At 71.9% G+C, this 12317-nt stretch carries 9 protein-coding genes; 6 read left to right on the forward strand and 3 right to left on the reverse strand.

The features are described from left to right. Window position 1: 1 nt before the first annotated feature. A complete protein-coding gene (locus OV090_RS08150) occupies window positions 2–1930 on the reverse strand; it encodes a multicopper oxidase domain-containing protein (RefSeq protein WP_267702955.1) in 1929 nt (642 codons plus the stop codon). A 342-nt stretch (window positions 1931–2272) separates the two neighbouring features. On the opposite strand from OV090_RS08150, the gene OV090_RS08155 reads away from it, so the two are divergent. The 5 genes from OV090_RS08155 (at window position 2273) to OV090_RS08175 (ending at window position 9074) form a co-directional block, all read left to right on the forward strand. Further along, entirely contained in the window at window positions 2273–2809 is a 537-nt protein-coding gene (locus OV090_RS08155; RefSeq protein WP_267702956.1) for a LuxR C-terminal-related transcriptional regulator, read from the forward strand. Window positions 2810–2966: 157 nt separating this feature from the next. Further along, entirely contained in the window at window positions 2967–4250 is a 1284-nt protein-coding gene (locus tag OV090_RS08160) for a hypothetical protein (protein ID WP_267702958.1), read from the forward strand. A gap of 21 nt (window positions 4251–4271) precedes the next feature. Then, window positions 4272–7157 (forward strand): serine/threonine-protein kinase, encoded by a 2886-nt coding sequence (locus tag OV090_RS08165; RefSeq protein ID WP_267702959.1) that lies wholly within the window; start codon window positions 4272–4274, stop codon window positions 7155–7157. A 272-nt stretch (window positions 7158–7429) separates the two neighbouring features. Continuing rightward, window positions 7430–7939 (forward strand): hypothetical protein, encoded by a 510-nt coding sequence (locus OV090_RS08170; RefSeq protein ID WP_267702960.1) that lies wholly within the window; start codon window positions 7430–7432, stop codon window positions 7937–7939. A gap of 109 nt (window positions 7940–8048) precedes the next feature. Beyond that, on the forward strand, window positions 8049–9074 hold the full coding sequence (locus OV090_RS08175) for an MBL fold metallo-hydrolase (RefSeq protein WP_267702961.1): 1026 nt from the start codon (window positions 8049–8051) through the stop codon (window positions 9072–9074). On the opposite strand, the gene OV090_RS08180 is transcribed toward OV090_RS08175, so the two are convergent. Then, entirely contained in the window at window positions 9064–9969 is a 906-nt protein-coding gene (locus OV090_RS08180) for a LysR family transcriptional regulator (protein WP_267702963.1), read from the reverse strand. The genes OV090_RS08175 and OV090_RS08180 overlap by 11 nt on opposite strands. Window positions 9970–10065: 96 nt before the next feature. Next, window positions 10066–11127, reverse strand: a complete 1062-nt coding sequence (locus OV090_RS08185) for a peptidoglycan DD-metalloendopeptidase family protein (protein WP_267702964.1) — start codon at window positions 11125–11127, stop codon at window positions 10066–10068. A 137-nt stretch (window positions 11128–11264) separates the two neighbouring features. Between OV090_RS08185 and OV090_RS08190 the strand changes: the two genes are divergently transcribed. After that, a complete protein-coding gene (locus tag OV090_RS08190; RefSeq protein ID WP_267702965.1) occupies window positions 11265–12281 on the forward strand; it encodes a tetratricopeptide repeat protein in 1017 nt (338 codons plus the stop codon). Window positions 12282–12317: the final 36 nt, after the last annotated feature.

The raw sequence follows: 12317 nt of genomic DNA on the forward strand, positions 1-12317 counted from the left end.
GTTATTCAGCCTCGCACGCGTCGTCCACCGGCAGCGGCGGGCATGCCGCCTCCTGCACCTCGACGAGCTGCATCATGCCTTCGTCCTCGTGCTCCAAAATGTGGCAGTGCAGCACGTACGGTCCCTTGAAGTGCAGGAAGCGCGACAGGAACGCGAGGCTGCCGTCGGCGTCCGTGCCGCTCATGGGTACGATGCACGTGTCGCGCCAGATAGGCTGGGACGGTTTCTTACCATTGATGGACGTCACGAGGAACGAATTGACATGGATGTGGAAGGGATGAACCCCCATTCCCACGGTGAACTTGTTGAGGAGTGTCCATTCCTCCACGGCACCGAGGAGGATGCACTGGTCGACGCGGCTCTCGCAGAACGTCCTGCCGTCGATGGTGAAGTGCTGCCCGGCAGCGTCCTGGGTCACCGCGAACTCGAGCTGGCGCGTGTTCGTGACCTCGTTGCCGGGCTTCGACGTGTCATCGAACGGCGGATAGAGCGCCGGCGGCGTGAGCACCTGCGGGATCTGCAGGCTCGTGTCCGGCTCCCCCGAGACGACGACGGTGGCGAGGACCTGCGGCGCCCAGCACACGAAGTCGAGGTAGCCGAGCGCCACCATCTGGTAGGTGCCCGCCTCGAATTGGACGAGCATGTCCACGCGTCCCCCCGGCGGGATGACGTACTCCACCTCGGACACGGGATCGGCGAGCGGCATCTTCAGCGGTGCGCCGTACGTGATCCCGTCCGTGGCGACCTGGTAGTACGTGACCGACTTCGCTCGCAGCGCGTCCCGGTCGAGCGTGGGTGGGCCCTCGCCCGAGGAGACACAAGCATAGTCGAACGGACTATAGCCGGGCTTCGGCAGCGACGTCGCGGCGTCCACCTGCTCGTCCGGCACGCGGACGAAGGCGATGTCCAGCGGAGCGCGAAAGCCCGTGTGAAGCACACGAAAGCGCTGCACCTCGCTCGGGCGCATACGAATGATCGGATCGAGCTGGCCGTTGACGTGGAAGAATTCGTCGACACCAGGAGGAAGGGGACCGCCATGGCCCATCTCCCCATACGTGGCGAGGCGAGTCTTTCCATCGCACGGATCCTCGGTCTGGATCATGAGCTCGCCGACGACGAGGAGCTGCTCCTTGCCCTGCCCCGGCCCGGGCTCGGTAGAAAACAGCTTGTCGAGGTCGTCTCTCTCCTCGTCGCGGATGATGATCGCCCCAGCCATGCCACCCGCCACCTGGATCGCCGTCGATCCGTGCATGTGCGGGTGATACCAGTAGGTTCCGGCGGGATGATTGGCCTGGGTCCCGTCCGGCATCTCGATGTCTCGCGGGATGTCGAAGACGAAGTCGTAGCTCTCACCAGGACCGATCGCCAGGAAGACATCATCTCCGGGCGGCCCGGGGTCGACGTGCAGGCCGTGCGTGTGGAGGTTGGTCGTGTTGTTGTGCGTGCCCGCGCCGTGCCCGCCGTGCCCGCCGCCGCTGTCCATGGTGCAGTCGTCGGGGTCCACGGCGCTGCCGTCGTCCGGAAGGCCGTTGATCAGCTTCAGCTTGAGCTGATCCCCCGGGCGGAGCTCGATGGTCGGGCCCGGGACGCTCCCCGTGTACGTCGCATCGCCGAGGCTCGACTCCCCTCGATGGACCTTCAGACCCGTGTACGCGCGCGTCATGAACGTATACTGACCCACCGTCAATTCGGTCTCGGTGATGGTCAGCTCGATGTCGAGGACGCCGTCCCGAGATCGGACCCTGGCGGGCGTGAAGAGCTCGCCATTCGCAACCGGATTGTCATCATCGACAGAACTGCAACCTGTGATGCCGGGTAGCAAGAGGCCAGCGCCGAGCGTGGCGCCCACAGTGAGGAAGCCGCGTCGATCGAGCGTCAGCGCGACCTGGGACCGGTTCTTGTCATACGAAGGTTTGTTCTGAACGCGCATCGATCTTTCGCCTGGATTGAGGTTTCGAGAGGCGATCCAGCCGCCTCACCTGTCGGACGTTTTATCGCCGTGGCCCGATGGACATTGCAAGACCGTGTCTGGAGGCTCACTGACGATGTCGCAGCACGCGGGTCAGGTGGACGCCTACATCGAGGCCACGCGGCCGCGCAGGGGCACCTCGAGCTTCGCCGGCGCGCCCGGTTCGATTCCGCGCCGACGCCGTGCTCCTTGCGACGCGCCGCGGTTGTGTGGGAAACCATCGATCGGCGCGTGCGCGGCGATCCGACAACCCGGCGGCCCAATCCTCGCAGTCGGGGGACCACCTCGCCGGCGACGCGCTCCGTGCTCGCGGTGTGCTGCGGCAGCCTCACCGGTGCGGTGTTCGAGCTCAGCGCCGCCACCACCCTCGTCGGCCGCGGGCCCGGCGTCGACCTCGTGATTCCCGATCGCGGCGTCTCGCGCAAGCACCTCAAGTTGCTGCGCGGCATCGACAACGGCTTCATGGCCGTCGATCTCGGCTCGACCAATGGCACGCGGGTCAACGACCTCCCGGTCGAGCTCGTCGCGCTGCGCCACGGCGATCGCATCGGCCTCGGACCCGACGTGGAGCTGTCGTTCGCGGCCGCCAACTCGCCGGAGCTGCAGCGGGTGCTGGCGCAGGCCCAGGCGCGGCAGGTCGTCGCGGGGCTCAGCGAGCGCGAGGTCGAGGTCGCCCGGCTGGTCGCCGAGGGTCTGACGAATCAGGCCATCGCTACGCGGCTCGGCATTCGCCCGCGCACCGTCGCCAGCCACCTCGAGCACGTGTACACGCGCCTCGACATCCACTCGCGCGCCGAACTCGCGCGCCGGATGGCCGAGGCGGGCCTGCTCGCTCCGTGAGCGCCGCGCGTGCCGGCGCGCGGCCATCGGCAGGATGACCGACTCGCCGCCCGGCGAGCGCGCCTCGCCTCCGCTGATCGATCGATGCTGCGGCGATCGGCGGCGGCTAGGGTCGCGCCGCCGGACGAGGACCACGGGCCCGGCGGGATAGCGGTTCATGCATACCTCTCACCTCGACCACTCCACGCGGCGCTCGGCCGCCTCCATCCTCTCCAGCCTGCTGCTCGCCGCGGCGCTGACCGCCCCCGGTTGCGGCGGCGGCAAGTCGGGGGGCGGGGGCGAACTGACGCCGGCGGCCCAGTTCTGCGGGTCGCTGTCCGAGTACGTCGGCGCCTGCGCGGCCGCGGCGACGCCGTGCGACCAGGCCATGATCGACGACTGCGCCAGCGTCGTCGGCCTCGTCAGCGACGGCTTCTTGCGCAGCGCGAGCGACTGCATCCAGGCCGGCGGCTCGCCGTTCTCGTGCCTCGCGGGCGCCATCGGCGGGCTGGCGCCGAGCGCCGCGCACGAGGCGTTCGTGACCCAGTTCTGCGACGAGTGCGCGTTCGGCATCGGCGGCTGCGCGGACGTGCTGCTCGGCCGCGCCGAGGGCCCGCCCGAGCTCAAGGTCGCCAGCGCCCTGGTCCTCCCGCTCGGCGACAGCCTCGTCGACGCCCTGCGGGCCGAGTGCGCGAGCGGCCTCGGCTGCCTCGCCACCTTCCCGAATTGCGCGCAGAAGGTGCTCGCACAGCAGGTCATCCCCGAGAACACGCTGCAGTGCCTGCTCGACAGCCTCGGCGGCAAGACGCCCGACGCACCCGCTGTCCCCGAGGACATCTCGGGCGCGTGCGGCCTCAGCGGCGGCGAGACTTCGATGGGCGGACCCGGTGCGACCGGCGCGAGCGCGTCGGAGGCCACCAGCAACGACCCGACCGGCGAGACGAGCGCGAGCACCGGCACCACCGCCGGCGATCCCGGGACCACGCAGGGCGACCCCACCGACGGCACCACGGGCACTTCCACGGGCACCACCGATGGAGACGTCTCGACCAGCGGGAGCACCAGCACGAGCACGAGCAACGACCCCGACATGGGCTCGACCACCGACGGCTGGGACCAGCTGTGCGCCGGGCCGTTCAGCGAGCACAACGAGTGCGAAGTCGGCGGGCCGCTGCCCGAGGAGTGCACCTGGTGCACCGATCTGGTCTGCAACTACATCGACGCGTTCTGCTGCGATACCCAGTGGGACGACATGTGCCAGGCCCACGCCAAGGAGCGCTGCTCGATGTCCTGCGCCGCCGGCACGCAGCTGTGCGCGCACGCCCCGTGCGAGGCCGGCGTGGCGCTCAACCGCGCGTGCTCCGATTGCGTGCTGGCAGTGTGCGACAGCAAGCCGGCGTGCTGCGACGTCGCGTGGGACGACGACTGCGCCTCGATGGCCTTGGCTTGTGGGACCTGCTGACGCATGGTAGTCGGCTCATCGATGGCGTCCGGGGAGCGACTGGCCGACGACGACGCGACGCCGGTGCTGACGTCGCGGGCGCCGCGGGCCGGCGCCGCCGCATCGCTGGCGCGGGGCGACCTCGTCGGTCGTTACGTGATCCTCGGTCGCGTCGGTGAGGGCGGCATGGGCGTCGTGTACGCGGCCTACGATCCGGAGCTCGATCGCCGGGTCGCGATCAAGCTGGTGCGCCCCGACCTCCGCGACGCCGACAGCCGCGCGCGGCTGCTGCGCGAGGCCAAGGCGATGGCGCGGCTGCGTCACCCGTCGGTGATCGCGATCCACGACATCGGCGTGGTCGACGACCAGGTGTTCCTCGCCATGGAGTTCATCGACGGCGTCACCCTGGGCGCGTGGCTGCGCGAGTTCCCGCGGCGCTGGCAGGACGTCCTCGGCGTGTTCGTGCAGGCCGGCCGCGGCCTGGCGGCGGCGCACCAGGCCGGCGTGCTGCACCGCGACTTCAAGCCCGACAACGTGCTCGTGGCCCGCGACGGGCGCGCGATCGTCACCGACTTCGGCCTCGCGCGCCCGACGGCCCCCACGCCCGCGGAGATCGAGACGCTGCGCAGCACCCCGGACGGCGCGTGGCAGGCCGCGCACGAGCTCACCGACGACCGCCAGCTGCTCGGGACGCCGCCCTACATGGCGCCGGAGCAGCTCGCCGGCGGGCCGGCCGACGAGCGCTCGGAGCAGTTCGCGTTCTGCGTCGCCCTGTTCGAGGGCCTCTACGGGGTGCGGCCGTTCGCCGGGGCCTCCGTCGCGGTCCTGCGCGCCGCGATCGAGGCCGGGCAGCTCGCCGCGCGCCCGCCCGGTCGACCGACGCCCACGTGGCTCGATCGCGCGGTGGTCCGCGGCCTGAGCGGCGCACCCGCGCAGCGCTGGCCGTCGATGCACGCCCTACTCGCCGTCCTCGAGCGCGGCCAGCCGCGCCGCCGCTGGCCGTGGGTGACCGCGGGGCTGCTCGCCGTCGCCGGCGCCTTCGCGGCCATGCGCGTGCCCGTCGCGGCGGCGGAGCGCTGCTCCGGGGGCGAGCTCCGGGTCAGCCGCGTGTGGGACGACACCCGTCGCCAGGCGGTCCTTCGCGCGCTCCTGACGGCGGGCCCGGGCGACCGCGCGGCGACCGCGAAGGCCGTCGCGCGCGAGGTCGACGGCTACGCCCAGACGTGGGCCGAGGCCCGGCGGGACGCGTGCCTGGCGACCCACGCCCGCGGGGAGCAGTCCGACGCGCAGCTCGAGCGGCGGATGGATTGCTTCGACCGCCGGTTGCACGAGCTCGAGGGGCTCCTGGTGATGCTCGAGCAGGCCGAGGGCGACACGTTCGTGCACGCGGCGGCGGCCGTGCGCCGGCTCCCGCCGCCGAGCCAGTGCTCGGTCGGCGACCTCCGGCTGGAGGCGTCGCCCGCGGAGGACGGCCCGCTGGCGGGCCGACTCGCGGAGCTCAGGACGCTCACCTTGCTGAGGCAGAGCGAGCGGGTGGTGCCGCTGGCGCAGGAGCTCATCCGCGACGCGAACGCCGTCGCCGACGCGGCCGTGGCGATCGAGGCCCAGTACCTGCTCGGCAGAGCGCAGCTAGACCTGGGCGATCGGGCGGCGGAGCGCACCCTCGCGGAGACCTACTGGTCAGCCGTGCGCGAGGGGCTGGACGAGCTGGCGGCGCAGGCGGCCCTCGAGCGCGCCAGCGCCGGCGAAGCCGCGGGCTCGGCGATCGAGGCGAAGCTCGAATGGGCCCGGCACGCCGAGGCCGCGGTGTTGCGGGCCGGGGGAGCTCCGCGGCACCTCGGCAAGCTCCAGGGGCTCCTCGCGGCCGTCGAGGAGGCCCGCGGCGACTTCGCGGCCATGCGCGCTCACTACGAGCGAGCGCTCGAGCTGTTCGTTCGCGCCGGGCCGGCGGGCCAGGGCGACCTGGGCAGCGCCCACTCCAACTACGCCCTCGCGCTGAGTCGCGCGGGCGACGTGCGGGCCGCGATCGAGCACTACGAGCGCGCGCTCGCAAACTTCGAGGAGCACTGGGGCAGCGACCATCCGAACGCGCACATGGTGCGCCTTCACCTCGCCGCGAGGCTCGCGTGGCACGGCGAGGAGGACCGCGCCCGGGCACTGCTGGAACAGGCCCGCGTCGGGCTCGAGCGGGCGCTCGGCTCCCGGCACCCGTCGCTCATGCTCTCGTGGGAGACCCTCGGCTCGCTCGAGTTTGCGAGCGGCCGGTACGGCGCGGCACGGGCCGCGTTCGCGCGCGCGTACGCGATCGCGCTGGCGGCCTTCGGGCCAGCGGACGCGCGCACGCTGAGCCCCCTCTTCAACCTCGGGAACGTCGCGCATGCGCTGGGCGACCTCGGCCAGGCGCGCCACTTTTTCGAGAAGGCGCTCGCCGACGAGACCGCCCGGCTCGGCCCCGATCACCCCGTGCTCGTCAGCCGCCTGACCGCGCTGGGGAACCTGGCCACCGAGCAGCGGCGCTTCGACGCGGCCCGCGACTACCTCGAGCGGGCCCTCTCCGTCCAGGAAGCCGCCCTCGGACATCAGCACATCGATACCGCCTGGATCCGGGTCCGACAGGCCGAGCTCGCGGAGGCGACGGGGGCGCTCGACCAGGCCCACGAGCTCTACCGCGACGCCATCGCGATCGCCGAGGCGACGAGCGCGACGCGACTGGACGTCGGCCGCATCCTCGCGTCGCTCGCGCTGCTCGAGCGACGCATGCGGCGTGACGCCGACGCGCGGCGCGACGCCGAAGCGGCGCTGGCCGTCCTGTCCCGCTTCCACGACGAACACGAGCCCCGGCTCGCGGAGCTGCGGCGATTGCTCGCCGAGATCCCGCCGACCACCGTGGCGGCGGACGCTCCCGCGGCCCGGCACGCGCCGCGCTGACCCGCGCTCGCAAGACAGTCCTGCGAATCCCTCGCATCATTCTCGATGCATCATCGTGCTCGACGCCGCGATCGAGCTGAAGACATTCGAGCCATCCGAAAAGGACCTGTCCCATCGGACAGAACACGGCCGATTCGACGGCACACGGCGATTCTCGACCGCAGCATCCAGCGACCCGGCTCGGTGCCCTCACCCGCGCATTCAAAGACTTCAGCGACGGAAAGCGCCATCCCGGCTCGCGCTCACCTCGCCAAGGGTGTATGCTTCGACTCGTGACAATCCTTCGCTCCGTATGCCTCGGTCTGCTCGCGGCCGTCGTGATCGTGCTCGTCCTCGTCGCCGCGCAGGGCTATGGCGACGATCGCCTGTACTGGCTGCTCCTCCTCCCGCTGCTCGCCCTGCACTGCGCGGCGGTGTTCTCGCCGATCGCCGGCTGGCGGCGCCGCCTGGTCCGGGGCGCGCTCGGGTTCGCCGGCGCCGCGGCGGCAGGATTCGCCACCTACGCCTGCCTGGCAGCGCTCACCGACTGGTTCCGCGGCATGGACGACGCGCGCTCGCTCCTCCTCGTCGTCCTCCACGCCGCGGTCCCCGGCGGCACCGCCGCGGCGGCCGACTCGCCGGGTCGCGGCCTCGCGCTCGCGGGCGGACTCACCCTCGGCCTCGGCGTCGCCGGCGAGCTCGCGGGCAACGCCCACCCGGGCTACACCATCCTCCTCGCCGTCGGCACCCTCACCGGCGCGCTGTTCAACGCCCTCGATCGCGGCCGCCCTCGCGCGAAGTGACCCTGGCGGGCCTCCTCCGCCTCCCCCGCCTCACTGTGGACGCTCGGGAAACAATGCCTGTCCCCGCGCGCGGCTACTCAGACCCGGCCGTCCACCGCATCGTAGCGGCATGCAGCGTCGTCGTTTCTCGCCCGTCCTCCTCGCCCTCCTCGTCGCCGGCTGTGGCGGCGCCGCCACCGAGGCGACCCAGACCTTCCGCGCCTGTGACGCAGCGCCCAGCTTCGTCGAGCCGAACCCCGCCTACGCCTGGACGCCCAACGCGATCCGGCTCGTCTCCGAGGAGCTCGCGCCTGGCGTGTTCGCCATCTACGACCGCGACGCCGCCGAGCACGGCCCCGCCGGCATCCCGCTGGCCACCAGCGGCGGCTTCGTCGTCGGCGAGGACGGCGTGCTGATGGTCGAGAGCATGATCAATCGCCAGCTGTTCTGTCAGGCAGTCGCCCTGGTCCAGGCCGAGACCGACAAGCCGATCCGCTACGTCGTCAACACCAGCAGCCACGGCGATCACACCTTCGGCAACGTCTTCCTGCCCGACGACGTCGAGGTCGTGCAGCACGAGCAGACCGCCGACTACATCGCCGCGAACTTCGACGAGGACGTCGCGTTCATGGAGGCCAACTTCGGCGCCGATCAGGGCATCGACGAGATCGAGCCGGTCGCCGCCGACATCCGCGTGAGCGACGACGGCTGGTCGGTCGACCTCGGCGGCGTCACAGTCGAGGCGCGCCACTACGGCTTCGCCCAGACCCCCGGCGATCTGTTCGTCTACGTCCCCGACGCCGAGGTGCTGTGGACCGGCAACGCCTTCGTCACCGAGGAGCCCGGCATCCCCTGGCTGCTCGCCGGCAACGGCAGCGCCGCCGAGGTCACCCTCACCGCGGTGCAGGACTCGCTGCCGGCCGACGCGATCGTCGTCCCCGGCCACGGCCGCCCGCTGACGCCCGCCGCCATGGACTTCTCGATCGGCTACCTGCGGGCCATGATCGCCGGGGTCCAGACCGCCGTCGACGACGGCCTCGACCTCGACGCCACGGTCGCCGCGGTCGACCTGCCCGACTATCAGGGCTACCGCCTGTGGGACTGGATTCACAAGCAGGTCAACGTCCCCAACACCTACGCCGAGCTCAACCAGTGAGCCCGGCCCACGGCGGCTCGCGCATGCGCTCGACCAGGAAGTCGACCAGCGCCCGCGTCTTCGCCGGCACCCGCGGGGTCGGCGGGTACACTGCGAACAACCCGAGCGGCCAGTGCCACGCCGGCAACACGCGGCGCAGCCGACCCGCGCGCAGCTCGGCCGCCGCGAGCAGCACCGGCACGAACACCAGCCCGAGCCCCTGCGTCGCCGCCTCGACCAGCATCGACCCGTGATTGGCGACCATGTGCCCCGTCACCTCGACCTCGACCACGCCGCGCGGCCCCTGCACTTTCCACCGCCCCGGCGCCGCGTGGTAGGCGTAACGCAGGCACTCGTGCTCGGCCAGCGCCTCCGGCTCGCGCGGCGCCCCGGCCCGCTCGAGGTAGCTCGGGCTGGCCAGCACGATCCGGTCGGTGCTCGCCAGGCGGCGCGCGATCAGCCGCGGATCGCCGAGCTCGCCGATCCGCAGCCCCACGTCGAAGCCCTCGCCGATCAGATCGACCTGGCGATCGAGGAACACCAGCTCGAGCGTGAGCTCGGGGAAGCGCGCCTTGAACTCGGACAGCACGCCCATGGCGAACAGCGAGCCGAACGCGTTCGGCACCGTCAACCGCAGCGTCCCGCGCGGCGCCTGCTGCAGGTCCGCCGCCAGCTGCTCGGCCTCCTCGAGCCCGCGGATCACCTCGGTGCAGCGCTCGAAGTAGGCGCGCCCCGTCTCGGTCAGCGACAGCTTGCGCGTGGTCCGAATCAGCAGCCGCGCGCCCAGCCGCTCCTCGAGCCGCGTCATCAGCTTGCTCACGTACGACGTCGTCATCTCCAGCCGCCGCGCCGCCGCAGTGAGGCTGCCGTCCTCGACCACCCGCACGAACACCTCGGCCTCGAACAGGCGATTCATCGCGGCATCGTATCAGCGCGCCACGGCCCGCGCGAGACGACAGGCGCGGCGTCGAGGGTGGTGCGCGCTCCTGCTGCCGAGGCCGCCGACGCGGCCTCACTTCCTCTTCGCGGCCGGCGCGACCTTGTCGCCTTTTAAAAAAGTGTAGTCCGAGCGCGGTGTCGTGGCGCCGTCGCGCGTCACGGTCGCCTCGGCGAACACCGCATCGATGCCCCAGCTCTTCTCGAAGCGCGGCCCGTCTTGCAGCTGCACGTGCAGGTGCGGCTCGCTCGAGTTGCCGCTGTTGCCGCAGGCGCCGAGCACCTGCCCGCGGCGGACCTTGGCCCCGGGCTTCACCTTGATGCTGCCCGGGATCAAATGTGCATAGGCCGAGTGGACCTCGCCGTCGTGGCGGATCACCACCATGTTGCCGGGCGCCATGTAAGGATTGAGCTCGCCGAGCGGGCTGTCGGGCACGCCGTCGACGACCGTGACCACCACCCCGTCGGCCATCGCCAGGATGTCCTGGCCGTACGCATAATAATCGGTCAGCGCCCGGCCGTCGCCCTTGTGCGATTCGCCGCTCGCGTCGACGACCACCAGATCGGCGGCGCGCCGCTGCGACGGGTGATCGACGTGGTGATTGAGCTCCTTGCGATCGCCGCCCCAGAACACCAGCCATTCGCCGCGGAACGGCAGGCCCATCGGCGCACTGCGGGCCACCGGCGGGGCCGGGTTCTCGGGCTCCTTGACGAGCATCCCGGCGATCTTCCCCTGCTCGTCGAGCGTCACCTGCAGCTCCCACTCGCCGCGCTCGGCCACCAGGCGGAAGCGACCGCTGCGCTCGCCGGCCTCGATCGGCGCGACCCCGGTGAGGCGGCCGCGCGCCGCGACCAGCGACTCGAACATCGGCTGCACCTGGGCCAGCGGCACCGCGGCCTGCATCTGGGCGGAGAAGCGCGCGAACAGGGCCTCGCCGTCGCCGGTGTTGATCCACTGCACCACCTCGGCCGCGGTCGAGGCCGCGGAGACGGACGCCGCCGCCGGCTCCACGGGCGCAGGGCCCGGCGCGACTGCGGGCGCGGCCGCGGGCTCCGGACATCGGGTAGCCGGAGCAGGGGCGCAGCCGATCGTGATCGTGAGCAGCGACGCGAGGAGCGTGGACGCGAACGAGCGCATGCCCGGCATGAAACATCGCCGCGCTCGCCCCGACAAGGCGAAAATCAGCGGACTGCGCGGGCCAGCTCGAGTTCACCGGCCCATGAGTCCGCGTGGTAACCTCGCGCCCGCTCATGTCCGGCGCCCGATCCATGTCCATGGTCGCTATCTTCGCGCTCGCGCCCGGCTGTCGCCCCGCCAGCCCGCAACCGCCGCCGCCGCCCGCGGATTGCAGCGAGCGCAATCCGGCCGCCTGCGTCGCGCTGTGCGAGCGCGGGGAGGCCCGCGGCTGCGAGGCGCTGGCGAAGGCGACGCCGGGCGAATCGGACCCATCAGCCGCGGCGCTGCGCACCAACTGCGACGCCGGGCACGCGCCGTCGTGCAACGACCTCGGGCTCCGACGCATGACCGGCAAGCACGGGCCGCGCGACCCGGCGGCGGCGCTGGCGTTGTTTCAGCGCGGCTGCGAGACCCGCCTGGCCGCGGCCTGCAGCAACCTCGGGGCGATGCACCTGAAGGGCACTGGCGGCGTCGCCCCGGACCTCGCGCGAGCCGTGGCCGCGTTCACGCTCGCGTGCGACGGCGGCGATCCGAGCGGCTGCGCGAACCTCGGGACGCTGTACGGCACCGGTTCCGGCGTACCCCTCGATTATCCGCGAGCGATGAGCCTGTTCGAACGCGGCTGCACCGGCGGGAACGCTCAGGCGTGTGCCAACCTCGGCCAGGCCCACGAGACGGGGGTCGCCGGACCACGCGACCCGGCGCTGGCGGCCGAATACTACGAGCGCGGCTGCGCTGCGGGCTCGTCGGACGCCTGCGCGTTCCTCGGGGGGCTGTACGCGCAGGGGCGAGGTGTCACTGCGGATCTAGAGCGAGCGATCGAGCTGATGGCAAAGAGCTGCGAGCTCGGCGGACTCAATGCGTGCTCGGACCTCGGCATCGCGCTCATCCTCGGCCAGGGCCTCGCGGCGGACCCGGAGCGCGGGGTTCGGACCCTCCAGCAGGCCTGCGACGCGGGCGGCGCCCGTGCGTGCAGCAACCTCGCGACGGCGTACGTCGACGGCGTGGGCGGCGTGGCGGTCGATGTCGGCCAGGGTCTACGCCTGGCCGAAAAGGCCTGCGAGCTCGGCGAACAGCACGGCTGCAAAATCGTGCGGCAACTCCGCGGTCGGTGAGGCCAAACTCGGCCGACCGCGAGGCTGTGTTGCCGC

It is taken from the genome of Nannocystis sp. RBIL2 (assembly GCF_026626745.1).
Classification (GTDB): Bacteria; Myxococcota_A; Polyangia; order Nannocystales; family Nannocystaceae; genus Nannocystis.

Bases quoted from the DNA above. Each gene is read 5' to 3' on its own strand.
- OV090_RS08150 (WP_267702955.1), bottom strand. From the start codon at position 1,930: ATGCGCGTTCAGAACAAACCTTCGTATGACAAGAACCGGTCCCAGGTC.
- OV090_RS08160 (WP_267702958.1), top strand. From the start codon at position 2,967: ATGCATACCTCTCACCTCGACCACTCCACGCGGCGCTCGGCCGCCTCC.
- OV090_RS08165 (WP_267702959.1), top strand. From the start codon at position 4,272: ATGGCGTCCGGGGAGCGACTGGCCGACGACGACGCGACGCCGGTGCTG.
- OV090_RS08175 (WP_267702961.1), top strand. From the start codon at position 8,049: ATGCAGCGTCGTCGTTTCTCGCCCGTCCTCCTCGCCCTCCTCGTCGCC.
- OV090_RS08180 (WP_267702963.1), bottom strand. From the start codon at position 9,969: ATGAATCGCCTGTTCGAGGCCGAGGTGTTCGTGCGGGTGGTCGAGGAC.
- OV090_RS08185 (WP_267702964.1), bottom strand. From the start codon at position 11,127: ATGCGCTCGTTCGCGTCCACGCTCCTCGCGTCGCTGCTCACGATCACG.
- OV090_RS08190 (WP_267702965.1), top strand. From the start codon at position 11,265: ATGGTCGCTATCTTCGCGCTCGCGCCCGGCTGTCGCCCCGCCAGCCCG.